Source organism: Aeromonas sp. JL9 (genome assembly GCF_024436075.1).
Taxonomy (GTDB): Bacteria; Pseudomonadota; Gammaproteobacteria; order Enterobacterales; family Aeromonadaceae; genus Aeromonas; species Aeromonas veronii.
Map to the genome: position 1 here is coordinate 356,748 of NZ_JANFNV010000001.1, position 26,538 is coordinate 383,285.

The 26,538-nt window shown below is 58.0% G+C and carries 25 protein-coding genes and 2 tRNA genes; 10 read left to right on the plus strand and 17 right to left on the minus strand.

Annotation, left to right across the window (positions count from 1 at the left end; all coding sequences use genetic code 11):
- Window positions 1–115: 115 nt before the first annotated feature.
- The 13 genes from truB to rlmE all read right to left on the minus strand — a co-directional run bounded on the left by truB (window position 116) and on the right by rlmE (window position 12,777).
- Entirely contained in the window at window positions 116–1,066 is a 951-nt protein-coding gene (truB, locus tag NOM06_RS01700; RefSeq protein ID WP_005338798.1) for a tRNA pseudouridine(55) synthase TruB, read from the minus strand.
- A gap of 1 nt (window position 1,067) precedes the next feature.
- Window positions 1,068–1,505, minus strand: a complete 438-nt coding sequence (gene rbfA, locus NOM06_RS01705; RefSeq protein WP_005338799.1) for a 30S ribosome-binding factor RbfA — start codon at window positions 1,503–1,505, stop codon at window positions 1,068–1,070.
- Window positions 1,506–1,560: 55 nt separating this feature from the next.
- Entirely contained in the window at window positions 1,561–4,254 is a 2,694-nt protein-coding gene (gene infB / locus NOM06_RS01710) for a translation initiation factor IF-2 (RefSeq protein ID WP_255909387.1), read from the minus strand.
- A 20-nt stretch (window positions 4,255–4,274) separates the two neighbouring features.
- Window positions 4,275–5,777, minus strand: a complete 1,503-nt coding sequence (gene nusA / locus NOM06_RS01715; protein WP_005338808.1) for a transcription termination factor NusA — start codon at window positions 5,775–5,777, stop codon at window positions 4,275–4,277.
- 14 nt (window positions 5,778–5,791) lie between these two features.
- Window positions 5,792–6,250: a ribosome maturation factor RimP gene (gene rimP, locus NOM06_RS01720; RefSeq protein ID WP_005338809.1), complete on the minus strand. Its 459-nt coding sequence runs from the start codon at window positions 6,248–6,250 to the stop codon at window positions 5,792–5,794.
- A gap of 166 nt (window positions 6,251–6,416) precedes the next feature.
- Window positions 6,417–6,493 (minus strand) — tRNA-Met (locus tag NOM06_RS01725).
- Window positions 6,494–6,585: 92 nt separating this feature from the next.
- A tRNA-Leu gene (locus NOM06_RS01730) sits at window positions 6,586–6,670 on the minus strand.
- 7 nt (window positions 6,671–6,677) lie between these two features.
- Window positions 6,678–7,004 carry a preprotein translocase subunit SecG gene (gene secG, locus NOM06_RS01735; protein WP_005338811.1) on the minus strand — a complete coding sequence of 109 codons (327 nt, stop codon included), beginning with the start codon at window positions 7,002–7,004 and terminating at the stop codon, window positions 6,678–6,680.
- Window positions 7,005–7,769 carry a triose-phosphate isomerase gene (tpiA, locus tag NOM06_RS01740; protein ID WP_255909388.1) on the minus strand — a complete coding sequence of 255 codons (765 nt, stop codon included), beginning with the start codon at window positions 7,767–7,769 and terminating at the stop codon, window positions 7,005–7,007.
- Between the two features lie 131 nt (window positions 7,770–7,900).
- On the minus strand, window positions 7,901–9,235 hold the full coding sequence (glmM, locus tag NOM06_RS01745; RefSeq protein ID WP_005338823.1) for a phosphoglucosamine mutase: 1,335 nt from the start codon (window positions 9,233–9,235) through the stop codon (window positions 7,901–7,903).
- A gap of 15 nt (window positions 9,236–9,250) precedes the next feature.
- Entirely contained in the window at window positions 9,251–10,096 is an 846-nt protein-coding gene (folP, locus tag NOM06_RS01750; RefSeq protein WP_255909394.1) for a dihydropteroate synthase, read from the minus strand.
- Window positions 10,097–10,155: 59 nt separating this feature from the next.
- Entirely contained in the window at window positions 10,156–12,102 is a 1,947-nt protein-coding gene (gene ftsH / locus NOM06_RS01755) for an ATP-dependent zinc metalloprotease FtsH (protein ID WP_005343537.1), read from the minus strand.
- A 45-nt stretch (window positions 12,103–12,147) separates the two neighbouring features.
- Window positions 12,148–12,777, minus strand: a complete 630-nt coding sequence (rlmE, locus tag NOM06_RS01760) for a 23S rRNA (uridine(2552)-2'-O)-methyltransferase RlmE (protein ID WP_005338828.1) — start codon at window positions 12,775–12,777, stop codon at window positions 12,148–12,150.
- Between the two features lie 97 nt (window positions 12,778–12,874).
- Between rlmE and yhbY the strand changes: the two genes are divergently transcribed.
- On the plus strand, window positions 12,875–13,171 hold the full coding sequence (gene yhbY / locus NOM06_RS01765; protein ID WP_005338829.1) for a ribosome assembly RNA-binding protein YhbY: 297 nt from the start codon (window positions 12,875–12,877) through the stop codon (window positions 13,169–13,171).
- A 103-nt stretch (window positions 13,172–13,274) separates the two neighbouring features.
- The gene (locus NOM06_RS01770; RefSeq protein WP_255909396.1) at window positions 13,275–13,856 is read left to right on the plus strand and encodes a PilZ domain-containing protein; all 582 of its coding nucleotides are present in this window, start codon (window positions 13,275–13,277) and stop codon (window positions 13,854–13,856) included.
- Between the two features lie 76 nt (window positions 13,857–13,932).
- Here the strand turns inward: NOM06_RS01770 and greA are convergent, their stop codons facing one another.
- From greA to pomA, 3 genes are all read right to left on the minus strand, one after another.
- On the minus strand, window positions 13,933–14,409 hold the full coding sequence (gene greA, locus NOM06_RS01775) for a transcription elongation factor GreA (protein WP_005343528.1): 477 nt from the start codon (window positions 14,407–14,409) through the stop codon (window positions 13,933–13,935).
- A gap of 156 nt (window positions 14,410–14,565) precedes the next feature.
- Window positions 14,566–15,459 carry a flagellar motor protein MotB gene (locus NOM06_RS01780; RefSeq protein WP_005349528.1) on the minus strand — a complete coding sequence of 298 codons (894 nt, stop codon included), beginning with the start codon at window positions 15,457–15,459 and terminating at the stop codon, window positions 14,566–14,568.
- 8 nt (window positions 15,460–15,467) lie between these two features.
- Window positions 15,468–16,226, minus strand: coding sequence for a flagellar motor protein PomA (pomA, locus tag NOM06_RS01785; RefSeq protein ID WP_005349525.1), 759 nt, complete (start codon window positions 16,224–16,226; stop codon window positions 15,468–15,470).
- Between the two features lie 211 nt (window positions 16,227–16,437).
- On the opposite strand from pomA, the gene xseB reads away from it, so the two are divergent.
- From xseB to NOM06_RS01815, 6 genes are all read left to right on the plus strand, one after another.
- The gene (gene xseB, locus NOM06_RS01790) at window positions 16,438–16,689 is read left to right on the plus strand and encodes an exodeoxyribonuclease VII small subunit (RefSeq protein WP_005338838.1); all 252 of its coding nucleotides are present in this window, start codon (window positions 16,438–16,440) and stop codon (window positions 16,687–16,689) included.
- On the plus strand, window positions 16,690–17,580 hold the full coding sequence (gene ispA / locus NOM06_RS01795; protein WP_255909398.1) for a (2E,6E)-farnesyl diphosphate synthase: 891 nt from the start codon (window positions 16,690–16,692) through the stop codon (window positions 17,578–17,580). It begins immediately after the preceding gene.
- Between the two features lie 21 nt (window positions 17,581–17,601).
- A complete protein-coding gene (gene dxs / locus NOM06_RS01800) occupies window positions 17,602–19,470 on the plus strand; it encodes a 1-deoxy-D-xylulose-5-phosphate synthase (RefSeq protein WP_255909400.1) in 1,869 nt (622 codons plus the stop codon).
- A 275-nt stretch (window positions 19,471–19,745) separates the two neighbouring features.
- Window positions 19,746–20,009 (plus strand): DUF997 family protein, encoded by a 264-nt coding sequence (locus tag NOM06_RS01805; RefSeq protein WP_255909402.1) that lies wholly within the window; start codon window positions 19,746–19,748, stop codon window positions 20,007–20,009.
- A complete protein-coding gene (panF, locus tag NOM06_RS01810; RefSeq protein ID WP_255909404.1) occupies window positions 19,999–21,456 on the plus strand; it encodes a sodium/pantothenate symporter in 1,458 nt (485 codons plus the stop codon). The genes NOM06_RS01805 and panF overlap by 11 nt, the downstream gene beginning before the upstream one ends.
- A gap of 89 nt (window positions 21,457–21,545) precedes the next feature.
- A complete protein-coding gene (locus NOM06_RS01815) occupies window positions 21,546–22,973 on the plus strand; it encodes a PTS transporter subunit EIIC (RefSeq protein ID WP_255909407.1) in 1,428 nt (475 codons plus the stop codon).
- Between the two features lies 1 nt (window position 22,974).
- Here the strand turns inward: NOM06_RS01815 and NOM06_RS01820 are convergent, their stop codons facing one another.
- On the minus strand, window positions 22,975–23,847 hold the full coding sequence (locus NOM06_RS01820) for a LysR family transcriptional regulator (protein WP_184234344.1): 873 nt from the start codon (window positions 23,845–23,847) through the stop codon (window positions 22,975–22,977).
- Window positions 23,848–23,947: 100 nt separating this feature from the next.
- On the opposite strand from NOM06_RS01820, the gene NOM06_RS01825 reads away from it, so the two are divergent.
- Window positions 23,948–24,964 carry a zinc-binding alcohol dehydrogenase family protein gene (locus tag NOM06_RS01825; RefSeq protein ID WP_184234341.1) on the plus strand — a complete coding sequence of 339 codons (1,017 nt, stop codon included), beginning with the start codon at window positions 23,948–23,950 and terminating at the stop codon, window positions 24,962–24,964.
- A 537-nt stretch (window positions 24,965–25,501) separates the two neighbouring features.
- Window positions 25,502–26,380 (plus strand): 50S ribosomal protein L11 methyltransferase, encoded by an 879-nt coding sequence (gene prmA, locus NOM06_RS01830; protein WP_005338919.1) that lies wholly within the window; start codon window positions 25,502–25,504, stop codon window positions 26,378–26,380.
- Window positions 26,381–26,538: the final 158 nt, after the last annotated feature.

The following is a 26,538-nucleotide window of genomic DNA, read 5'->3' on the forward strand; positions in this document are numbered from 1 at the left end:
TCACAGCCAATCTCTAATTCAGCCGTGAAATGAGGGCGGTATCATAATCGTCCCCGCCCCTTTTCGCAACGATAAAGAGGCGAAACGGGAAAGACGCCCTGATACCGCCTGAGGATCACTCCTCGTCGTGATAACGCACCAGTCGCTTGGGAGCGACGCGGCCATCATCATCAATCTCGCCAACCCCGATGAACTCGCGCTCCGGGCCGACCGTCATGCGAACCTGACCGCTTTGCGGCGCACCCGCCACCTGCACGGCCTGGCCCTGATTCACATAGGCAGCCACAACCGCCAGCATGTTCACCTCGGGCAAGCTTGCTACGGCGGTGTCCATCGGCAGCAACAAAGGATCCAGCTGCTCGCGCGGCGGGATGCTCTCGGCCTTGGCCTGCTCGAAGATGCACTCGAGTTGCTCCAGCGTCAGCATCCGCTCGTACGGATAGCTGGCCACCTGGGTACGGCGCAACTGAGTCACGTGGGCGCCACAGCCCAGCACTTCACCCAGATCATCCACCAGAGAGCGGATGTAGGTGCCTTTGCTGCAGTGCACTTCAAGGCGCACTTCATCACCTTCGAAGCTCAGCAGTTTGAGCTCGAATACGGTGATGGGACGGGCTTCTCGCTCGATCTCGATGCCTTCGCGGGCATACTCGTAGAGCGGACGGCCGTTGTGCTTGAGCGCGGAGTACATGGAGGGCACCTGCATGATGGGGCCGCGGAACTGGTCCAGCGCCTCGATCAGGGTCCCCACAGCCACGTTCACCGGACGGGTGGAGACCACCTCACCGTCGGAGTCGCTGGTGTTGGTGCGCTCGCCCAGTTTGGCGGTCACCTCATAGCGCTTGTCTGCTTCCAGCAGATACTGGGAGAACTTGGTGGCCTCACCGAGGCAGATCGGCAGCATGCCGGTCGCCAACGGATCCAGTGCGCCGGTGTGACCGGCCTTGGCGGCGTTGTAGATGCGCTTGACCTTCTGCAACACATCGTTGGAGGTCAGGCCGGTCGGCTTGTCCAGCAGCAGAATGCCGTGCACATCACGGCCCTTGAAACGACGTCTTCGGGTCATCTCAGGCTTTATCCTCAGTCGTGTCATCCGGTGCGGATTCAGCTTCTTCGTCACGGCCGGATTCGGCCATGCGACGCTTGTCTTCACGCACAGTGTTGGTCACCAGGTTGGAGAGACGCATCCCCTCGACCAGGGTCTGGTCGTAGTAGAAACGCAGCTCGGGCACCACGCGCAGACGCATGGCACTGCCCAGCAGACTACGGATATATCCGGCTGCTTCGGTCAGACCCTGCAAGCCTTCCTTGATGCGCTCGGCATCATTTTCCAGCTGCAAGAAGGTGACGTAAATCTTGGCATAGTTGAGGTCACGGGACACTTCCACATCGGAAACGGTCACCATGCCGATGCGCGGGTCTTTCACCTCGCGCTGCAGGATCAGCGCAATTTCACGCTGGATCTGCTGTCCGACCCGACGGGTCCGGCTGAATTCTCTGGCCATATTCTATCCTGCGATAAAAGGGGGCCGCGGCCCCCTATTTTGTCTAACTCTCGGCTTACAGAGTCCGTTGGATTTCAACAGTCTCGTAAACTTCGATCTGGTCGCCTTCGCGCACGTCGTTGTAGTTCTTGACCGCGATACCACACTCGTAGCCGTTGCGAACTTCGTTGACGTCATCCTTGAAGCGGCGCAGGGATTCCAGCTCGCCTTCATAGATAACCACGTTGTCACGCAGAACACGGATACGGTTGGAGCGCTTGACCACACCTTCGGTAACCATACAGCCGGCAACTGCGCCGAACTTCGGAGACTTGAAGACGCTACGCACTTCGGCCAGACCGATGATTTCCTGACGATACTCAGGGGCCAGCTTACCGCTCATGGCCTGCTTCACTTCGTCGATCAGGTCATAGATGACGGAGTAGTAACGCAGATCCAGGCTCTCGGATTCGATGACCTTGCGCGCAGATGCGTCGGCACGGACGTTGAAACCAACCAGAATGGCGCTGGAAGCAGCAGCCAGGGTCGCGTCGGTTTCGGTGATACCACCTACGCCGGAACCCACGATCTTCACCTTCACTTCGTCGGTGGAGAGTTTGACCAGCGCATCGCAGATCGCTTCCACAGAACCTTGTACGTCGGCCTTGATCACCACGTTCACTTCGGACACTTCGCCCTCGGTCATGTTGGCGAACATGTTTTCCAGCTTGGCCTTCTGCTGGCGAGCCAGCTTGACTTCGCGGAACTTGCCCTGACGATAGAGCGCCACTTCACGGGCTTTCTTCTCGTCACGGACAACGGTGGCTTCGTCACCGGCAGAGGGTACGCCGGACAGACCCAGAATCTCTACCGGCAGGGACGGACCCGCTTCCTTGATCTCGCGACCCAGTTCGTCACGCATGGCGCGAACACGGCCGTACTCGAGACCACACAGAACGATGTCGCCCTGACGCAGAGTACCTTCTTGTACCAGTACGGTAGCAACCGGACCACGACCTTTATCCAGGAAGGATTCGATCACGACGCCGTTGGCCATGCCGTCAACCACCGCTTTCAGCTCCAGTACTTCGGCCTGGATGAGGATGGCTTCCAGCAGGTCGTCGATGCCTTCGCCAGACTTGGCGGATACGTGCACGAACTGGCAGTCTCCACCCCAATCTTCGGACATGACGTTGTAACGGGCCAGTTCGGTCTTGACGCGATCCGGATCCGCTTCAGGCTTGTCGATCTTGTTGACCGCAACAACCAGCGGTACACCAGCAGCCTTGGCGTGCTGGATAGCTTCGATGGTTTGCGGCATCACGCCGTCGTCAGCTGCAACAACCAGAACAACGATATCGGTCGCCTTGGCACCACGAGCACGCATGGAGGTAAACGCCGCGTGACCCGGGGTATCCAGGAAGGTGATCATGCCACTGTCGGTCTGGACGTGGTAAGCACCGATATGCTGGGTAATACCACCGGCTTCGCCAGCAGCAACCTTGGCTTTACGAATGTAGTCGAGCAGCGAGGTCTTACCATGGTCAACGTGACCCATGATGGTCACGACCGGTGCGCGCGGCTTGGCTTCGGAGGTCTCGTCACGATCGGACAGTACCGCCTCTTCCAGCTCGTTCTCACGACGCAGCACAACCTTGTGACCCATCTCCTCGGCGACCAGCTGAGCGGTCTCCTGGTCGATCACCTGGTTGATGGTGGCCATGGCACCCATCTTCATCATCACCTTGATGACTTCAACGCCCTTGACGGCCATCTTGTTGGCCAGCTCGGCCACAGTGATGGTCTCGCCGATGACGACGTCGCGGTTAACCACGGCAGCCGGCTTGTTGAAGCCGTGCTTCATGGCGTTTGGCATGGCGACCTTGCCGCGCTTGCCTTTGCGGGCACGCGGGTTGCGAGAGTCGCGATCATCTTCACGACGACCGGCTTTCTTCGGCGCCTTGGCAGCTGCGGCAGTGCGGCGGCTGGTCTCTTCTTTCCGATCCAACTCGTCTTCTGCGGCTTGCGCATGCTTGTTGGTGGTCAGATGGTAGTCGCTGCTCTCTTTGGCGCGAGCGGCCTCTTCTTCAGCCCAGCGGGCTGCGTTCTGTTCCGCCATGAGACGAGCCTCTTCGGCTTTCTTCGCGGCGAGTTCTTCAGCTTTTTTCAAAGCTGTTTGTTCCTGTTGGCGCTTCAGTTCTTCTGCTTCGCGCTTGGCCATCTTTTCTGCCTCTTGCTGAGCTGTGCTACTGGCTGCTTTGGCGGGCTGTGAAGCCTGTCGAGCCTTTGATTGTGCCTCGATCCGCGCCTTTTCCTCAGCTTCACGACGAGCTTGCTCAGCCTCACGGCGAGCCTTCTCTTCAGCTTCGAGGCGAGCCTTCTCTTCGGCCTCGCAACGAGCTTTTTCTTCTGCTTCCAAACGCGCTGTTTCCTCGGCTTCCGCCTGACGCTGTTCATCTTCCAGCGCCGAGCGTCTTACATAGGTGCGAGACTTGCGCACTTCTACCTGCACTTCCTTATTCTTGCCGCCAGTCCCCTGAACACTGATGGTGCTCTTGGTCTTGCGCTGCAAGGTCATGCGGGCAGGAGCGGCGACCTCGTCACCTCCATGCTGTTTCTTCAGGTGTGCCAGCAGAGCCTGTTTCTCAGACTCGCTGACCATGTCGTCGGCCTTGCTCTTGCTGATACCGGCATCGACAAACTGCTGGAGAAGACGATCAACCGGTGTGTCGATGTCAGTGGCAAGTTGTTTGACTGATACTTCTGCCATTCATTTTCCTCCGTTTGATCTTACTCGGACTGCTCTTCTCCGAACCAACAGATATTGCGAGCAGCCATAATGAGCTCACCTGCCTTCTCGGCAGTCAGCCCTTCAATATCAGCAAGGTCATCGATACCTTGCTCAGCCAAATCTTCCAGGGTGCCCACGCCACGGCCCGCCAGAGCGTAAGCCAGTTCGCGGCTCAGACCGTTCAGATTGAGCAGCTCTTCGGACGGCTCAACGCCATCGAAAGACTCTTCTTTGGCCAGTGCCTTGGTAGTCAGGGCATCTTTGGCGCGCTTGCGCAGCTCTTCGACCATGTCTTCATCCAGACCGTCGATAGCCAGCAGCTCGTTGACCGGTACAAAGGCGATCTCTTCCAGGGTAGAGAAGCCCTCTTCCATCAGCAGACCGGCGAAATCGTCGTCGATATCCAGAGTGCTGGTGAACAGGTTCATGATGCGGTCGTTTTCGGCCTGGTGCTTGGCACGCATGTCCTCAACGGTCATCACGTTCAGCTCCCAACCGGTCAGCTGGGAGGCCAGACGCACGTTCTGACCATTGCGACCGATGGCCTGAGCCAGGTTGGCAGCTTCCACGGCGATATCCATGGTGTGGTTGTCTTCATCAACGATGATGGAGGCCACATCGGCAGGTGCCATGGCATTGATCACGTACTGGGCCGGGTTGTCATCGTACAGCACGATGTCGGCACGCTCACCGCTCAGCTCGGCGGAGACAGCTTGCACACGGGCACCACGCATACCGATACAGGCACCGATCGGGTCGATACGACGATCGTTGGTCTTCACCGCGATCTTGGCGCGGGAACCCGGATCACGGGCAGCGCCCATGATTTCGATCATCTCTTCACCGATCTCCGGTACTTCGATACGGAACAGCTCTTTCAGGAAGTCCGGGCTGGAACGGCTGACAAACAGCTGGGAACCACGGGCTTCCGGGCGTACTGCGTAGAGCAGGCCACGGACACGGTCGCCCGGGCGGAAGGTTTCACGCGGCAGCATGTCATCACGGAAGATCACGGCTTCAGCATTGCTGCCCAGATCCAGGATGACGTTGTCGCGGTTGCTCTTCTTGACCACACCACTGATGATGGTGCCTTCTTTATCTTTAAACTGATCAACTACTTGTGAACGCTCGGCTTCGCGCACTTTTTGCACGATAACCTGCTTGGCGGTCTGGGTAGTGATACGGTCGAAGGTCACAGAGTCGATCTGGTCTTCAACATACTCACCGATCTGGATTTCCGGCTGATCAATTTGTGCCGCTTCCAGGGTGATTTCAGCATAGGGGTTCTCCATCGCGGCTTGATCCGCAATGACTACCCAGCGGCGATAAGTGTCGTAGTCACCGGTCTTGCGATCGATTTCGACCCGAACTTCAATCTCGCCTTCATATTTCTTCTTGGTTGCAGTCGCCAGCGCGGTTTCCAGAGCCTGGAAGATCTTCTCGCGGGGTACCGCTTTCTCGTTGGATACTGCGTCAACGACCAGCAAAATCTCTTTATTCATATCCGATAGCCTCGTTAACCAAAGTTCGGCACTATGTTCGCTTTTTGGATATTGGTGAAAGCCAACACGTCGTCCTTACCATCTACTGTCAGGGTGATCATGTCGCCTTGCACAGCTTTGATTACGCCTTTGAACTTGCGGCGGTTGTTTGTTGCCATCCGAAGCGTTACCGCCGCCTCTTGGCCAACGTATTTTTCGAAATGGGCAACCTTGAACAGGGGACGATCCAGGCCGGGGGAGGATACCTCGAGGTAATACTCCTCGGTGATGGGATCTTCGACGTCCATAATGGCGCCAACCTGATGGCTGACCTCAGCACAGTTCTCGACAGTCACACCCTGCTCGCCGTCGATATAGACACGCAAGGTGGAGTGTTTACCCGCACGGATAAACTCAATACCCCAAAGTTCAAAACCCAAGGCAACGACCGGAGCCTCGAGCAGATCGGTCAAACGTTGTTCCAACGTAGCCAAAGTCACCCTCCGAAAAACAAAAAAAGGGCATAAAGCCCAGATAGATATCGATTCAGAGTAAATTGCACATAACAAAAAGCCCCGATGTCAAATCGGGGCTTGGCGCTTTACCCTGATTGTCGCCTCGCAGCGACCGCCTTCCTGAGCGTAGGAAATGCGTGAAATTTGGTTGCGGGGGCCGGATTTGAACCGACGACCTTCGGGTTATGAGCCCGACGAGCTACCATGCTGCTCCACCCCGCGTCCGAAATCGTGCGAGATTATAGCCACTTCACTCTCTCGATACAAGACTGACTGGCTATAATACACTCGGCTTCCCGAGCTCACTGCTTAATTGGTGCCGTGGGCGGGACTCGAACCCGCACACCCTAGAGCACTACCCCCTCAAGATAGCGTGTCTACCAATTCCACCACCACGGCAAAACTCTTACTCGGGAACGTCAGTATCTTTCTTCACTGGCGCTTTGGTCTGCTCAACCTGTTGGGTTTGTTGCAGATTTTCCCATTCACTACCCTGCTTGACCTTGTTGCTTGACATAGATCCGAGCACCAGGCTGATAACGAAAAACAGAGTAGCCAAAATTGCTGTTGTTCGGGTCAGGAAACTGCCTGAACCACCGGAGCCGAATACTGTGTTCGATGCCCCTGCGCCGAAGGAGGCGCCCATATCAGCCCCTTTACCTTGCTGAATCATCACCAGACCAATCAGAGCCAGTGAAACCAGCAGATAAACGACTAAAAGAATCTCGTACATTTAACTTGCACCCTTTGCCGCTTCAACAATTCCTAAAAACGCATCGCTATCGAGGCTTGCTCCGCCAATCAGTCCGCCATCAATGTCGGGCTGTGCAAACAAATCTCTCGCGTTGCTCGGCGTTACGCTCCCACCATAGATGATTCTAACCTTCTCACCTATTACCGGAGTATCCTCCGCCAAGCGACCACGTATAAAGGAATGAACCTCTTGTGCCTGCTCGGGTGTGGCGCATTTACCTGTACCTACAGCCCAAATCGGCTCGTAGGCGATGATAGCATTATCGAAAGCCATCGCGCCATTTTTCTCTATGACGATATCCAGCTCTTCAGCGATCACCTCGAAGGCTCTTCTCGCCTGCCTCGCCGCACCTGATTCACCTAAACAGAGGATGGGAATCAAGCCTGCCGCTCTGGCTGCCGCAAACTTCTCTGCGACGATAAAACTGGTCTCACCAAAGAGACGCCTGCGCTCGGAGTGCCCTACCAATACGTAACGACACCCTGCCTCAACCAGCATCTGACACGAGATTTCTCCAGTGTAAGCGCCAGCAGCGTGCTGACTCACATTCTGAGCCCCCAACTTTATTACCTTCTGCTCATTGAGCAGTGAAGCGCTAAAATCGAGATGCACATGGGAAGGACATAGAACCACATCTACTTTTCCGTCAACGCCGTTTAGACACTGACCCGTAAACTGCTCTAACTGCGACCTACTACCGTGCAACTTCCAGTTGGCTGCTACAAACGGCTTGCGATGTCCCATCGGCAACTCCCTTGCGAAAGCGGGGCTGATAATATCCAGAGGATGCTCAGCTGACAAGTGCTATTTTTAAATTTTTGAATCGTTTGAACAAGATACAACCAGGACGGCTAAAAAGCCGCCCTGACTGTTCATTAAAACGCCGATTCAACCTGCTTGGCGATGCGCTGAGCCATGTCACGCACCTGCTGTTCATGCTCCCCTTCGACCATGACCCGGATCAGCGGTTCGGTACCTGATTTACGCAACAGTACGCGACCACGACCAGCCAGCTCCTGTTCCACCTTGGCAACCTCAGCCATGACAGCATCCGCGGCCAGCGGATCCTTGCCTTCGGCAAAACGAACATTCACCAGCACCTGCGGGAACTTGCTCATGCCGGAGCGCAGCTTGGCCAGCGGCATCTCGGCACTGCGCATGGCGGTAAGCACCTGCAAGGCGGCTACGATGCCATCACCCGTAGTGGTCTGATCCAGACAGATAATGTGGCCGGAGTTCTCGCCACCGATGCGCCAGCCCTTCTCTTCCATCATCTCCAGCACATAGCGGTCACCCACCTTGGCACGGGCAAACGGAATGCCCAGGGTTTGCAGCGCCAGCTCCAGACCCATGTTGGCCATCAGGGTGCCGACGACACCGCCTTTGAGGCGACCATTGCGCAGGGCATCGCGCGCGATGATATAGAGCACTTCATCACCGTCGATGAGATAGCCGGTATGGTCAACCATGATCAGACGATCACCATCACCATCAAAGGCAACCCCCAGATCGGCCTTGCACTCCAGCACCTTGGCCACCAGAGCGTCAGGTGCAGTCGAACCGACACCATCGTTGATGTTGAGACCATCCGGGGCACAGCCCATGGTGATCACTTCGGCACCCAGTTCGCGGAAAACCGACGGCGCAATGTGGTAAGTGGCGCCGTGGCCACAGTCGACCACCATTTTCACCCCATCCAGATTCATGTGGGAGGGGAAGGTGCTCTTGCAGAATTCGATATAGCGACCGGCGGCATCATCAATGCGCACCGCTTTGCCAAGTTCGGCCGACTCGACACACTTGAGCTCGTGATCCAGCTCGGCTTCGATAGCCAGCTCGACATCATCGGGCAGCTTGGTGCCGTCGGCGGAGAAGAACTTGATGCCGTTGTCGTAGAAGGGATTGTGGGAAGCGCTGATGACGATGCCAGCTTCGGCACGGAAAGTGCGAGTCAGGTAGGCAACCGCCGGCGTGGGCATCGGTCCCATCAGAATGGCCTTGAGGCCTGCCGCAGAGAGCCCCGCTTCCAGCGCGGATTCCAGCATGTAACCGGAGATGCGGGTATCTTTGCCAATCAGCACCTTTTTGGTGCCCTTTTTGGAGAGCACCTTGCCGGCAGCCCAACCTAATTTCATTACAAAATCAGGGGTGATCGGGTATTCGCCAACCTTGCCGCGCACACCATCGGTACCGAAATACTTTCTTGCCATTGTCTGTTCTCTTTATTATCTGGAAATAAAATCTTGTCCCGTCATTGCCAGCCAACCGACGCGCAATGCGTCCATGGTCTCCCTAACATCGTGTACCCTGATGATGCGGGCCCCATGCTGCATGCCGATAAGGGCGCATGCCAGACTGCCCGCCAGACGATCATCCACCGGACGGCCCAGCAGGTTGCCTATCATAGACTTTCGCGACATCCCCACCAATAGCGGCAAGCCATAATCAAGCAGTTCCTTTTGAGCCGCCAACAGCTGATAGTTGTGTGCAAGGGTTTTGCCAAAGCCATATCCCGGATCCAGCAACAGCTCTTCACGACGGATCCCGACCGCCAGACAAGCCGCAATACGCTCATCAAAGAAGGCGCGTACCTCCCCGATCAGGTCGTCATAGTGCGGCTCGACTTGCATGGTTCTCGGCTGCCCCTGCATATGCATCAGACAGACCGGAACCCGCGCTTCGGCCGCGGCCTGCAGCGATCCAGGCTCTTGCAGTGCCCGCACATCGTTGATCAGATGGGCACCCGCCTTGCAACCCTCCCGCATCACCACCGCTTTGGAGGTATCGAGGGAGATCATCACATCCAGCTCACGGACCATCTGTTCCACGACAGGAATGACCCTGTCCAGCTCCTCCTGCTCGCTCACATCGGGTGCGCCAGGGCGGGTAGACTCGCCACCGATGTCGATGAGGGTCGCACCGTCAGAGACCATCTGGCGCGCATGGCCCATTGCCCGTTCAAATTGGTTGAAATTACCGCCATCGGAGAAGGAGTCGGGCGTCACATTGAGGATCCCCATCACATGGGGACGATCGAGGGAGAGGCTGAGCCCCTTGCTGGTTAACTGCATTTTCACGTCCATCTGATAAAGAAAAACCCCGGGCAAGCCCGGGGTTTGGAGAGTCACAATTATTTGGCCGGAGCATCGTTGGCTTTGTCGATAGTGACATCCGCCACCGGTGCAGCCTCATCGGCAGGCTTGGCCTCGGCAGCCACAGTGGAACCGCCTTGCGGGGTATCACCGTGCTCGTCATGCCAGTTGCTCGGAGCACGTACCTCGCGACGCGCCATCAGATCATCGATCTGTTTGGCGTCGATGGTCTCGTACTTCATCAGCGCATCTTTCATGCTGTGCAACACGTCCATGTTATCCAGCAGGATCTGCTTGGAACGGGCGTAGTTGCGGTCGATGACCTGCTTGACCTCGGCATCGATAACGCGAGCGGTATCGTCGGACATGTGCTTGGCCTTGGCCATGCTGCGACCGAGGAACACCTCGCCATCTTCTTCCGCGTAGAGCATCGGGCCGAGACGCTCGGACATACCCCACTGGGTCACCATCTTGCGGGCGATGTCGGTGGCACGCTCGATATCGTTGGATGCACCAGTCGATACCTTCTCGGCACCGTAAATCAGCTCTTCTGCCAGACGACCGCCATACAGGCTGGAGATCATCGACTCCAGATGCTGCTTGGAGTGGCTCCAGCGATCCTGCTCCGGCAGATACATGGTCACACCCAGCGCACGACCACGCGGAATGATGGAGACCTTGTAAACCGGGTCATGGTCAGGAACGAGACGACCAATGATGGCGTGGCCGGCTTCATGATATGCAGTCATCTCTTTCTCGGACTCTTTCATCACCATGGAGCGGCGTTCTGCGCCCATCATGATCTTGTCCTTCGCCTTCTCGAACTCGGCCATAGAGACCACTCGGCGGCTCTCACGGGCAGAGAAGAGGGCAGCTTCGTTGACCAGGTTGGCCAAATCCGCACCGGAGAAACCGGGGGTACCACGGGCAATCAGTGCCGGATTGACGTCATCCGCCAGCGGAACTTTGCGCATGTGCACTTTCAGGATCTGCTCGCGACCACGGACATCCGGCAGACCGACCACCACCTGACGGTCGAAACGGCCCGGACGCAGCAGTGCCGGATCCAGTACGTCAGGACGGTTGGTGGCTGCGATGACGATGATGCCTTCATTGCCTTCAAAACCATCCATCTCGACCAGCATCTGGTTAAGAGTCTGCTCACGTTCATCGTGACCACCACCCAGACCGGCGCCACGCTGGCGACCGACCGCATCAATTTCATCGATGAAGATGATGCAGGGAGAAGATTTCTTGGCCTGTTCGAACATGTCACGCACACGGGAGGCACCAACACCGACGAACATCTCCACGAAATCAGAACCTGAGATGGTGAAGAACGGCACCTTGGCCTCGCCCGCAATAGCCTTGGCCAGCAAGGTCTTACCGGTACCAGGAGGACCGACCAGCAGCACACCGGTCGGGATCTTGCCACCCAGTTTCTGGAATTTGCTCGGGTCGCGCAGATAGTCGACCAGCTCCTTCACCTCTTCCTTGGCTTCATCACAACCTGCAACGTCAGCAAAGGTAGTCTTGATCTGATCTTCGCTCATCAGGCGAGCCTTGCTCTTGCCGAACGACATGGCACCTTTGCCACCGCCGCCCTGCATCTGACGCATGAAGAAGACCCAGACACCGATCAGCAGCAGCATCGGGAACCAGGAGATGAAGATAGAGGTCAACAGAGACGGCTCTTCCGGCTTCTCGCCCATCACTTTGACATTGTGATTGAGCATGTCGTTGAGCAGCTGGGGATCCGGCGCCGGGATGATGGTGGTGAATCGTTCACCAGTACGCTTGACGCCATTAATGACCTTACCGTCCATCCGCACTTCACGGATCTGCTCTTGGGTCACCTCTTTAACGAAGCTGGAATAGTCCAGCTGGCGACTGGTGGTATCGCTGGGGCTGAAGCTATTGAACACCGACATCAAAACGACGGCGATGACCAGCCACAGGATTAAGTTTTTCGCCATGTCACTCAAATCAGTAACCTCGCAGACTGACAGTTAACGATGAAGGTTAGGGTACTACAGTTTAAAACCGGTAGCCACAATGTAGACTTCCCGTGATCTGGCGCGGGATGAGTCTGGTTTACGAATTTTGACAGCGGAGAAAAGTTTACGAATTTCATTGAGATAGGCATCAAAACCCTCTCCCTGAAACACCTTCACTACGAAACTGCCGTCACTACGCAATACCTGATTGCACATGTCCAGAGCCAGCTCGACCAGATACATGGCGCGAGCCTGATCCACCTGCTGGGTACCGCTCATGTTGGGCGCCATATCAGACATCACGACATCGACCTTGTCGGGACCCACTCGTTCCAGCAAAGCGCCGAGTACAGTTTCCTCTCGAAAGTCCCCTTGCAGGAAATCGACACCGGCAATGGGATCCATCGGCAAAATGTCACATGCGATGACGCGACCCGAATCACCAACCTGTTCAACCGCGAACTGGGACCAACCACCGGGGGCTGCACCCAAATCCACTACGGTCATGCCATGTTTCAGCAAGCGATCCTTGCCCTGGATCTCGTCAATCTTGAAAACAGCACGAGAACGCAGGCCCATTTTCTGGGCTTTTTTGACGTATTGATCGTCGAAATGTTCTTTTAACCAGCGAGTTGAACTGGGGGAACGTTTTTTCTGGGTCATGATAATCGACTTTAAAAAACCACAAGGGTTATTAGTATTAAGGGCTAAGTGGGGGTAGAATACGCCCCTTTCAACCCTGACTTATGAAGAAATTGCGATGATTCTCAACAATAAACAGAAACAGTACCTCAAGGGCCTTGCCCATAGCCTCAAGCCCGTCGTCCTGCTGGGTCAGCATGGTCTGACCGAAGGTGTACTGGCCGAGATCGATCTGGCACTGAACCATCACGAGCTGATCAAGGTTAAGGTTGCCTCTGAAGATCGCGAAATGAAACAACTGGTTATGGATGCTATCGTCCGTGAAACCGGTTCAATCAAGGTGCAAAGCATGGGTCATGTGCTGACCATTTATCGTCAAGCCAACGAACCCAAAATCCAGCTGCCCCGCAAGTAAAAGGAAAGAGCATCGCTCTTTCCTTATTCCACTTCTTCCCGAGTCGCTTGCCAAAGTAGTCGCAAAGCCCTTAACCTGCGATGAATACTTCCGGACACGCATTATGGCTCACCATCCTATTCTGACCGACGATGAGCTGGCCATGCTGCGGGACTTGGGGAGCAATCAGGACACCCATGTTCTGAATGGTCACCTCGATGCCCCCATGCTTGGCTTGCTGCAAAAAGCCGAACACCTTGTACTCGAAGCCCGCTTCGCAGGCCATCAGCTGCGTTTTCCTCTGACCTTTACCCAAGGGGAAGATGGCTTCGTCGAGCCCCGCTTATCTGCACCGGTCATCAGGGAGCTGGGATTTGCGCAACCGCGTGCCTGGCGTCTCACACAAAAAGCCAAGCTTTGCAGCGACCTGGGCCTGTTTCAGGTGCTCAGCCTCTCCCTCAACGGCCTCATCGTGGAAAATTTGCCGACCGACATGGTCGCCGATACCCCCATCAACGGCGAGCTCTGCATCGAGCAAGAGGCCCCTCTTCCACTGCAGGGACGACTGGTAAGGCGCATCAAAGCCAATGCCGACCATGCCACCTGGGCGCTGAGCTTTCAAATGAGCGAGAGCAACATAGAACGGCTGCGCCACTGGTTGTTTCAGCGTCATCAGGACGCCTTTACCAAGGCGTATCTGTCCTGATTTTTATCAATAATCATATAGATAAAGACAAACAGGGGAGCGCCAGCCCCCCTGTTTCATCGTCTGTAGCATTCGCTTAGATATAAGCGACTTCCAGTACTTCGTATTCCACATCGCCAGCAGGGGTCTTGACGATTGCGACATCGTCCACTTCCTTGCCAATCAGGGCGCGGGCAATGGGGGAGTTGACAGAGATGAGGTTCTGTTTGATATCAGCCTCATCGTCACCCACGATGCGGTAAACCACCTCTTCCTCTGTCTCGCTCTTGAGCAGAGTCACCGTCGCGCCAAAAATAACGCGGCCGTTGTTGGTCATCTTGGTGACATCGATCACCTGGGCATTGGAGAGCTTGGCTTCAATCTCCTGAATGCGACCTTCACAGAACCCCTGCTGCTCGCGAGCGGCATGGTATTCGGCGTTTTCCTTCAGATCGCCGTGCTCACGGGCATCGGCAATCGCTTCGATAATCTGGGGACGAAGCTCGGTCTTGAGATAATCGAGCTCTTCGCGCAGCTTCTCAGCGCCGCGAACAGTCATCGGAGTATGATTCATAGTCGAAACCTGGGTTGCTTGAAAATAGAAACTGCGGCCATCTGCAAGGAGGCCGCAGCAATCGGTTCGGATGAGGCATCTTAATATGAAGCCAACACAAAATCCACGTCAGCCCCCTGATGCAGATCCCACTTGCGTCATCGGCATTCCCTTCGCTTACTTCCCTTCCGGTACGGAAATGGGGGCCGAAACGGTCGGTTTGCCCTGCATGATGGCGATCTCCACCCGCCGGTTCATCCGACGATTTTCCGGGGTCGTATTGGGCACCAATGGTTGGGAGTCCGCCATCCCCTGCACCACCAGTCGCCCCTGATCAAAACCGGGGACCTTCAGCATCTGGTGCGCCACCGCCACCGCCCGTTGCGACGACAGCTCCCAGTTGGACTGGAACAGCTCATCTTCGGTCGCCACGTTGTCGGTGTGACCGGAGATGGTGATTTCACCCGGCACATCCTTGAGCAGGGTCGCGACCTTGCGAATGACCGGCCAGAACTGTGGCTGCAGAAATGCCGAACCGGCCGGGAAAGACGCTTTTTCCCTGATCCGGATGATGATCTGCTGGCCCAGCGCCTCAATTTCGATGGCGCCATCCTGGATCTGATCTTTCATCTGCTCGGCGAGGGCTTTGGCCAGGGTATTGGACTGTTCTTGCGCCTTCTTTGCATCCTGCGCGGTATCGCCCCCTGTCTGTTTGCCATCACTCTTGTCCTGACCACCGGCCTGATCCGACTCGCCGGGCAGAAACTCCAGTTCGGTCTGGGTCAGATCGATGGTCTGCTGCATCACGGTATCAATTGGCGTGGGTTCCGGGCGACCGGGCCTGAACTCTTGGGCAATCACCGAGGTCCCCTTGGGAATATCTTTCACCTCAAGGATGTTCTGTACCCCGAATGCCTTGTCCATGGAACCGGCTATCTGCTTGAACTTCTGCACATCCATCTCGGCAAAGGAGAGCAACAGCACGAAGAAGCACATCAGCAACGACATCAGGTCGGCAAAGGTTCCCATGTAACCAGGGAGCCCTGGTGGCGGGCACTTGCAATCAGACATAGCGCCCCCTATTCGGTGCCAGTATTACGTTTGGACTGGTTCAGATAGTTTTGCAGCATGGACTGGATCACCCGCGGGTTCTGGCCATCCTGAATCCCCATAATGGCATCAAGGATCAGGGTACGACTGAGCTTCTCCTCTCCGCTGCGCAGCTCCAGCTTGTCGGCAATCGGGATAGCCAACATATTGGCCTCTATCGCACCGTACAGGGTGGTAAGCAAGGCCACCGCCATCGCCGGCCCGATCGACTTGGGGTCACTCATGTTTGCCAACATGGCCACCAGGCCCACCAACGTACCTATCATCCCCATGGCTGGGCCCAGATCCCCAAGGGTACGGAAGACCTTGATGGCAATGACATGGCGCTCGGCTGTCAGGTCGATATCCTTTTCCATCACGGCACGCACCACTTCGGCATCGTGACCATCCACCAGCATGTCGATCCCTTTTTTCATAAATGCATTGGGGATCTCTGCGGCCTCCAGCGCCAAAAAGCCCCCTTTGCGAGCCGCGTCAGCCAGCTCGACGGCTTTGGTAATCAGGTCTTCAAGCTTGTCGCCCTTGTACATAAAGGCTTTGCCCGCCACCTTGAATGCCATCAGGAACTGGCCAAGGTTGAACTTCATCATGGCGATGAAGATTGAGCCCAATACAGTGATGTAGACCGATGGCATATCCACATACATGCTCATGGGGCCACCCAGCAGCATGCCGTACACCACCACCCCGAAACCCAGCACTATCCCTATCAGACTGCCTAGATCCACGTCCCTACTCCTGTCACCGGTTCTTATGTCTATTTATAGTCTGTTGAATTTTCTGCTATTGCGACCCATGCGGCAAGCATGCATCCACTGAGAATGATGGCTCATTATCGGCCAGTTTAGCGAGAGTTTGAGGGGGCAATGCTTTTCTGCCTCCCCCCTGTGGACGGTCGATGTTAATATAAGCCGTTTTTTTTAATCCCCGAGGATGGACATGGCCAGTAAAAAAATCGACCGTCTGAGTTTTGATGCCACTCTGGAAGAGCTGGAAACCATCGTTCATCAGCTGGAACAAGGTTCCCTACCCCTGGAAGAGGCACTCAAGCAGTTCGAGCAGGGCGTTCATCTGGTTCGGGCCGGTCAGCAGAAACTGGAACTGGCCGAACAGAAGATCCAGATCCTGCTCAGTCAAGCCGATGGCAGTGACCAGCTCGCCCCCTTCCAGCCAGAACAAGGAGAGGAGTGAGTGGCGCTGGACCATTTTTCCCGTCTGCATCGTCAGCGTATTGACGACTGTCTGTCAGCACAACTTGAATCCTTGCCCGCCATGGCGCCACGCCTGCGCGATGCCATGAGTTATGGCCTGCTGCTGGGCGGCAAGCGGGTTCGCCCGTTTCTGGTCTACGCGGTCGGCGAGATGCTGGGCGTCAAGAGCGAACTGCTGGATGGCCCCGCGGCTGCCGTGGAGTGCATCCACGCTTACTCCCTGCTGCACGATGACCTGCCCGCCATGGATAACGACGACCTGCGTCGTGGTCAGCCAACCGTTCACAAGGCGTTTGACGAAGGCACCGCCATTCTGGCCGGTGATGCGCTGCAGACCCTGGCGTTCTCCATTCTGGCCGATCACCCCATGCCCGATACCTTGATGGCCAACCGGGTGCGAATGCTGAGTACCCTCGCCCGCGCCTCCGGCTATCTGGGTATGTGTGGTGGTCAGGCGCTGGATCTGCAGGCCGAAGGGCGCCAGATCACGCTTACCGAACTGGAGCAGGTACACCGCCACAAGACCGGTGCGCTTATTGAATGCGCCGTGGCGCTCGGCGCCCTGTGCAAAGCCGATGTCGATGACGCCACGCTGGCTGCCCTGCAAACCTATGCCGCCGCGATTGGCCTCGCCTTTCAGGTGCAGGATGACATCCTTGACATCACAGGTGATACCGCCACCTTGGGCAAGCCGCAAGGTTCTGACCTGGCGCTGGAGAAAAGTACCTATCCAGCCCTGCTCGGACTCGAAAATGCCCGTGAGCTGGCTCGCGAACTGCATGGGAAAGCCTTAACAGCCCTGCAATCCTTGCCCTACAATACCGACATTCTGGAAGCGTTTGCCGATTACATCATCGAGCGAACCCACTAAACGCTGGATAACAGTAACAATATGAGCGTTGATATTAGCAATTTCCCCAACCTGGCCCTCGCGGACACTCCGGTCGAGCTGCGTTCCTTGCCCAAAGATCGGCTGCCGGTGCTGTGCAACGAGCTGCGCGAATATCTGCTGCGCTCTGTCAGCCGCTCCAGCGGACACTTTGCCTCCGGTCTCGGCACGGTCGAACTGACCGTGGCCCTGCACTACGTCTACAACACCCCGTTCGATCGGCTGATCTGGGATGTGGGCCATCAGGCCTATCCCCACAAGATCCTGACCGGGCGCCGTGATCAGATCCACACCATCCGTCAGAAAGACGGTCTGCACCCCTTCCCCTGGCGTGGTGAGAGCGAGTACGACGTGCTCTCCGTCGGCCACTCCAGCACCTCCATCGGTGCTGCACTCGGTATGGCGGTTGCCGCCGAGAGTGAAGGGCTGGATCGCAAGGTCGTTGCGGTGATCGGGGACGGTGCCATTACCGCAGGGATGGCCTTTGAAGCGCTCAACCACGCCGGCGATGTCCATAAAGACATGCTGGTGATCCTCAACGACAACGAGATGTCCATCTCCGAGAATGTCGGGGCGCTCAACAACCATCTGGCCCGGGTCATGTCCGGCAAGCTCTACACCACCATCCGCGAAGGTGGCAAGAAGGTGCTGGCGGGCCTGCCACCGGTCAAGGAGCTGGCCAAGCGGGCCGAAGAGCACCTCAAGGGGATGGTGGTGCCCGGCACCCTGTTCGAGGAGTTCGGCTTCAACTATATAGGCCCCATCGACGGTCACGATATCGAGGCACTGGTCGAGACCCTGCGCAACATGCGCAACCTCAAGGGCCCGCAACTGCTGCACGTCAAAACCAAGAAGGGCAAGGGTTACGAGCCGGCGGAGAAAGACCCTATCGGTTATCACGCCGTGCCTAAGTTCAATCCGGACGAATGCTCCCTGCCCAAGGCAAGCGGTGCCAAACCTACTTTCTCCGCCATCTTCGGCCAGTGGCTGTGCGACATGGCTGCCAAAGACGAGAAGCTGGTCGGCATCACCCCTGCCATGCGCGAAGGCTCCGGTCTGGTGAAATTCAGCCAGCAATATCCGGATCGCTACTTCGATGTGGCCATTGCCGAGCAACATGCAGTCACGTTCGCTGCGGGTCTCGCCATCGCCGACAAGAAGCCGGTGGTGGCCATCTATTCGAGCTTCCTGCAGCGCGCCTACGATCAGGTGATCCACGACGTGGCGCTGCAAGATCTGCCGGTGCTGTTCGCCATCGACCGGGCCGGTCTGGTGGGCGCCGATGGCCCGACACATCAAGGGGCGTTCGACATCAGCTTCCTGCGTACCGTGCCCAACATGGTGGTGATGACGCCATCTGACGAGAACGAGTGCCGCCAGATGCTCTTTACCGGCTATCTCCATCAGGGCCCTGCCGCAGTGCGTTACCCACGCGGCAGCAGCCTGAGCGATGCCCCCGTCTCGTCAGAGATGCAGGCGCTGGAGCTTGGCAAGGGGCGTATCCTGCGAGAAGGCAAAGGCACCGCTATTCTGGCGTTTGGCACCCTTCTGCACCACGCCAAAGCGGCCGCCGAAGCTCTGGATTCCACCCTGGTGGACATGCGCTTCGTCAAACCGATGGATGAGGCACTGGTGCTGTCGCTGGCAGCCAGCCACGATCAGTTTGTCACTCTGGAAGACAACGCCATCATGGGCGGTGCCGGTTCGGCGGTGAACGAGCTGCTGATGCGCAGCAAACAGTGCAAGCCGGTGCTCAACCTCGGCCTGCCGGATCGCTTCGTTGAACAGGGCACCCAGCAGGAGATCTATGCCCTGCTCGGTCTGGACGATGCAGGCATCCAGCGCAGTATCGAAAGCTGGCTGCAAACCTGAGTAGATCGCCATCGCATCTAACTGGGGGGGGGGGCCGAGCCCCCTTTTCTTTGCTGAACAGAACAATGGGTGACTGCAATGTAATTGCCCTGATGACTCAACCTGAGCCACATTTAACGCCCCTGTGAAAAATATTAAAATCTGAAAGCAATCTATTGGTTTCAGATTTTTTCACATCAGATAAATCAGTTCATGACCTCCTAAGGGCTCAACATTAATGGCGACATGGCCCTTTTTTGTTATCCTTGCGCCCCTCAAATTTGTCGGAGGCCAAGGTGAACCGTTTTGCTCTCGCCCGCCGGGAAGCAGCTTTCTGCCTGCTGCTGACCCTGCTCTACTTCTTTGCCTGGTATGGCACCGCCTATTTTATCCCGCTCCAGCTGGAGTTGTGGGGGCTGCCGTTGTGGTTCCTGCTCAGCTGCATGGTGATGCCGCTGCTGTTCATTCTGCTCTGCGCCCTGATGGTGAACCGGCTGTTTGTGGAGATCCCCCTCGATACCCACTCCCCTTCCAGCAAGGAGTCATCCCATGAATCTTGAGTTGATGCTGCCGCTCGTCATCTATCTGGTGCTGGTGCTGGGGGTGGGTTTCTGGGCCAGCCGCCATCGCGCAGAAGGCAACTTCGTGCAGGAGTACTTCATCGGCAACCGCAGCATGGGCGGGCTGGTGCTGGCGATGACGCTAGTGGCTACCTACACCTCGGCCTCCTCCTTTATCGGCGGACCGGGCGCGGCCTACAAGATCGGTCTGGGCTGGGTGTTGCTGGCGATGATCCAGCTGCCCACCGTCTGGCTCACTCTGGGGGTGCTTGGCAAGAAGTTCGCCATCATCGCCCGCCGGGTCAATGCGGTGACCATCAACGACATGCTGTGGGCCCGCTACCAGAGCAAGGCGGTGGTGATCCTCGGCTCCGTTACTATCATCCTCGCCTTTATCGCGACTATGGTGGTGCAGTTTATCGGCGGCGCCCGCCTGCTGGAGACCGCCACCGGCCTCTCCTACCAGCAGGGCTTGATGCTGTTTGCCAGCTGCGTACTGCTCTACACCATCATCGGCGGCTTCCGCGCCGTGGTGATGACCGATGCCCTGCAGGGGATCATCATGCTGATCGGCACCGGCGCCTTGCTTGCGGGAATTCTGATTGCCGGTGACGGGCTGCCGAACCTTATCCACCAGCTCAGGGAGATCGATCCCAAACTGGTGAGCCCGCAGGGGGCCGGCGACATGCTGACCCAGCCCTTTATGCTGAGCTTCTGGATCCTGGTCTGTGTCGGGGTGGTGGGACTGCCCCACTCGGCGCTGCGCTGCTTTGGCTATCGCGACAGCAAAGCGCTCCATCGCGGCATTCTGATCGGCACCGTGGTCAGCGCCCTGCTGATGTTTGGCATGCATCTGGCGGGCGCCCTCGGCCGCGCCATCCTGCCGGGCATGGACAGCCCGGACAAGATCATGCCCTCCCTGATGATGGAAGTGCTGCCCCCCTGGCTGGCCGGGGTCTTTCTGGCGGCGCCGATGGCGGCCATCATGTCCACCATCGACTCCCAGCTGATCCAGGCTTCCGCCACTCTGGTGAAAGATCTCTACCTCAACTATCTGAGTCCAAAGCAGGAGAAGCTGGAGGTGCGCATCCCCCGCCTCTCCCTGCTCTGCACCCTGATCCTCGGCACTCTGGTGCTGCTGGCGGCGTTGCAGCCCCCCGAGATGATCATCTGGCTCAACCTGCTCGCCTTTGGCGGTCTGCAGGCGGTGTTCCTCTGGCCGCTGGTGCTCGGCCTCTACTGGTCGCGGGCCAACGGCCTGGGCGCGCTGGCCAGCATGGTCAGCGGCATCGTCAGCTATGGGGTACTCAGTCAGTGGGGGATCAAGCTGGCTGGCCTGCACGCCATCGTGCCAAGCCTCACGCTGGCGCTGGTGGTCTTTGTCACGGTCAGCCTGCTGACGGCACCGCCATCGCGGGAAGTGCGCGAGCTTTTCGGGCAGAAATAATAAAAATATAAATTAGGGGTTCCAAAACTATCCCCAAATAGGTGTTTTCCGGTTAAACTGTGCGCCAAGTCACAGAACGTAGCCGCTGTATGCCCGTTAAAGCCACTCGACAAGTCGTTACTCAAGCCCTGCAGCGGCTCGGTTATGCCCTGCTGCTGCCCGTCTCCATCCTGCCGATGGCGGCGTTGATCTACCGGCTTGGTCAACCCGACGTGCTCGATTTGGCAGTGCTCTCCCTCACCGGTCAGGCGATCTTCAGCCAGATGCCGCTTATCTATGCGGTGGCGATCGCCTTTGGCCTGAGTCGGCAGGAGCTGGGCGGACAGACGCTGGCGGGTGCGGTCAACTTCCTGCTGCTCAGCACCGCCTTCAATACGCTGGCTCCCAACCTGCACGCCGACATGATCTGCGGCCTGCTGGCGGGGCTCACCACTGCCATCATCTACCCCTGGGTTCACCAGCAAACACTGCCCCGCTGGCTGCAAATCGCCAGGGGAGAGTTTCCCAGCCTGCTGGTGTCGGCCTTGGCCTGCCTGCTGATCGCCATCCCCCTCTCGCTGCTGTGGCCGCCACTGGAGCGCGGGCTGACCCTGCTCACCTCCGAGCTGCTTACCACGCCGTTTGGCGCCTTCTGCTACGGCACCCTCAACCGCTTGCTGATCCCGCTTGGGCTCCATCAGGTATTGGGCAGCGTCATCGGCCTTGGCGAGAGCAACCTGCAGGCGCTGGCCACCGCCCAGCCCCTTCATGAAGGGTATGTGGCTGGCCTCTACCCCATCATCATGTTCGGCCTGCCGGGCGCCTGTTTTGCCATCTGGCTGTACCGCCAGCGGATGCAGCGGCTGCCACAAGGCGGGCTGCTGCTCACCTTGGCGCTCACCTCGGCACTGGTGGGGATCACAGAGCCTATCGAGTTTCTGTTCGCCTTTACCGCCCCCTGGCTGTTTCTCGCCCACGCCCTGCTGACCGGACTGTCGCTGGCGGTCTGTAGCGGGCTGGGGATCAAGGTGGGCAGTTACTTCTCCGCCGGTCTGCTGGATCTGGTGCTGAGCTATCAGGCTGGGGAGCACAGCTTCTGGCTCATTCCGGTCGGTATCCTGTTCTTCGTCGCCTACACCCTGCTCTTTTACCAACTGCTGGAGCGTGCCCCCCTCAGCATGCCGAGCAAGCCCATCGCGGTGGAGCATCCGCGCCTTGCCAGCGTTGCCCCCTCCGACCCGCAGATGCTGGCGATCCAGTACCTCAAGGTGCTGGGCGGGATGGACAATCTGGTGGCGATGAGTGTCTGTATCACCCGCCTCAGCCTGCGGGTGCGCGATATTTCACTGGTGGATGAATCCCGCCTGCTGGGCCTGGGCTGCCTCTCCTGGATCCAGCTCAACGACCACCAGCTGGTGCTGGTGCTGGGCCCCAGCGCCAGCCTGATTGAAGGGCAGATCCGCATGCTGGCGGAGCGCCAGTCGGTCCCCCTCGGCCTCAAACCCAATCAGGAGTCGGCCAGTCAGAGCAGCTGGTAACTCAGGCAAACGGCAACCGCTCGGCCACGAAATCCATCAGGGTGCGCAGGGCGGGAGCCAGATGCTCCCGACTCGGATAGATAAGGTAAAACGGGTTGGCCGGAATGGGCTGATCCGGCAACACCTTCTGCAGCCGCCCCGCCGCCAAATCCCCTTCACAGACATGGTGTGGCAACAGGGCAATCCCCCCGTCATGAAGCGCCATCTCCCGCAGCGCCAGCAAGCTGTTGCTGACACAGGCCCCCTGCGGCCGCCAGCCACCGTCCTGCAATGGCCACACCGGCATGGCCGAGTGCACCAGACAGGCATAACGACCCAGCTCGCTCAGCTGTTGCGGCATGCCGTGGGCCGCCAGATAGGCGGGCGCCGCCACCAGATGGCGCGCCACCTGACCGATACGCCGGCAGATAAGGCTGGAGTCTTTCAGCGGCGCCGCCCGCAGCGCCAGATCGTAACCCTCCCCCACCAGATCGAGCTGTTCGTCACTCAGGGTCAACTCCAGAACCACTTCGGGATAGAGAGCGCGAAACTCGGCGAGGATCCTGCCAAGCAGCAGGGTGCCGGTCGCCTCGGGGGCGGTGATCCGCACCCGCCCCGCCGGGGCCGAGCGCAGCCGTGCCATCGCCAGATTGGCACTGCGGGCCAGTGCCAGCAGCCCCTGACAGTGCTCCACATAGAGTTCCCCCTGCGGGGTCAGGCTCAACCTGCGGGTGGTGCGCTGCAACAGCCGCACCCCGAGCTGGGATTCGAGCCGCGAGATCTTCTGACTCACCGATGACTTGGGCATACCGAGCAGCTCGGCGGCCCGGGTAAAGCTTCCCTGCTCCACCACGGTGGCAAACAGTCCCATCAACTCCAGATCGACATTGTTCATATATTCAAACAGTCTTTACCGATTACCCATCTTAATCTTGATAATCAACCAGACTAGAGTGAGTGGCAATCCCGAACACAGCGATTTGAAAGGAAAAACCATGAAAGCCATTGCCCTGACTCACTATCTGCCAAGCGACCACCCCGACTGCTTCATCGCCGCCAACCTGCCCGATCCGGTTCCGGGCCCGCGGGATCTGCTGGTGCGGGTCACCGCCACCTCCGTCAATCCGGTAGATACCAAGGTGCGCTCCCCCAAGGCCAAAATTGAAAGCTCGCCCAGGGTACTGGGCTGGGATGCGGTGGGGGAAGTGATTGCCACCGGCAGCGAAGTGACCCTGTTCAAGGCGGGCGACCGGGTCTGGTATGCCGGCGACATCAGCCGTCCGGGCAGCAACAGCGCCCTGCAACTGGTGGATGAGCGCATCGCCGCTATCGCCCCCACCACCTTGAGCGATGTGGAGGCCGCCGCCCTGCCGCTCACCGCCATCACCGCCTGGGAGACCCTGTTCGAGCGCTTCGCCCTCACCCGCGAGAGCCGTGGCAAACTGCTGATCATCGGCGGCGCCGGTGGCGTGGGCTCCATCGCCATCCAGCTGGCCCGCCAGCTCACCGGCATGGAGGTGATTGCTACCGCCTCCCGCCCCGAGAGCCGCGAGTGGTGCCTCGAGATGGGCGCCCATCAGGTTGTGAACCACCACAAGTTGCAGGAGGAGCTGACCGCTCTTGGCATTACTCAGGTCGATGCCATCTTCTGCACCAACGCCACCGCCGAGCACTGGGCCACCATGGCAGGGCTGATCCGCCCGTTTGGCCATATCTGCACCATCGCCGAATCGAGCGAGCCGTGGGATCTCTCCCTGCTCAAGAGCAAGAGTGTCACCTTCAGCCAGGAGTTCATGTTCACCCGCTCCCTGTTCCAGACGCCGGACATGATCGAGCAGCACCGCCTGCTCGGCCGGGTGGCGGCACTGGTCGATGACGGGGTACTGCAGACCACCCTGACCAGAACCATCCCTTCGCTGACCCCGGTCACGCTGGCTCAGGCCCATGCCGAGGTGGAGGCGGGCCGCATGGTAGGCAAGCTGGTGATCGACATGAGCGGCTTTGCCAACTAAGCCCTCAAACGCACCATGATGGGATAAGTTCACCAAGGAGATGCCCCAAACGGGCACAACCAGCGACACTCATGACTACCTGTGGCAGGCCAACATCCGACAATCAGCCAAAAAAGAGGCCATTTCGCGAGAAATGGCCTGAATACCTGAACATTGGGGTAACAATCACACACATATCCTTATGCAGGACATATTAGTCTCTGCATCTGGCGTGCCAACAGCAGCATGAATGCGCCAAAACGGCGTCAGCCCGTCCTTGAGCAAGGTGCCGACCTTGCTCTTTTTTTATCTGGCAGACTGTTTACCAGGCAAACAAGAGCAGATAAAAAAATGCCACCCGAGGGTGGCAGTGAAAGATGACGGAACTTGAGCAAAGCGTTCAGCGAAAACCGGTCGTCTTCGCCTGCATAGAGCAATACAGGAACCGTGCCAATCCGGCAAAAGCCCCCGAATCCCTCCACGTCATGGGCAAACCACGACAGCACTGCCCCATGATGGTAGAATCTCGCGGTTTCACATTTATGAAGAGTCGACGCCATGCCCTGGATACAAATTCGAATCAACGCCACTGCCAAGACCGCAGACAAGGTGAGCAACATGCTGCTGGGGCGTGGAGCCCAGGCGGTGACCTTTATGGATGCCAAGGATGTGCCCGTCTACGAACCCATGCCCGGTGAAACTCCGCTCTGGGGTGAGACCGAAGTGATGGGGCTGTTCGATGCCGAAACCGATCCGGCCCCCACTATCGCCTTCTTCCAGCAGATCTTCGGCGAAAATGTCGGCTACAAGGTCGAGCAGCTGGAAGACAAGGACTGGGTGCGAGAGTGGATGGATCACTTCCACCCCATGCAGTTTGGCGAGCGCCTCTGGATCTGCCCGAGCTGGCGCGATGTGCCGAACCCCGATGCGGTCAACGTCATGCTGGATCCGGGTCTGGCCTTCGGTACCGGTACCCACCCCACCACCGCCCTCTGCCTGCAGTGGCTGGACGGGCTGGATCTGACCGGTAAAACCGTGGTCGATTTTGGTTGCGGCTCCGGCATTCTCGGCATCGCCGCCCTGAAACTGGGTGCCGCCCGCGTCATCGGCATCGACATCGACCCGCAGGCCATTCAGGCCAGCCGTGACAACGCCGCGCGCAACGGCGTTGCCGACCAGATTGAGCTCTATCTGCCGGCCGACCAGCCGCAAGATGTCGAAGCGGACGTGGTGGTCGCCAACATCCTGGCCGGCCCGCTGCGCGAACTGGCACCGCTGATCGCCGGTCACGGCAAAGCGGGCAGCCTGATGGCCCTCTCCGGCGTGCTGGAGAGCCAGGCCCCGGAGCTGGAAACTATCTACGGCCAGTGGTTCGAGATGGACCCGACCGCAGTCAAGGAGGAGTGGTGCCGCCTCTCCGGCCGCAAGCACGGCTAAACATAGCTCCCGCTCTCAAGGCGGAAAGTCAGCATCTTTATCAAACAAGAGCACCCACGGGTGCTCTTGTTGTTTCTCCCCCCTTTCCTACTCTGGGGGACGGTTCACGCTTCTCTGGCCAATGAGGGATTAACATCGTTCTTCCACATCATTGAGGC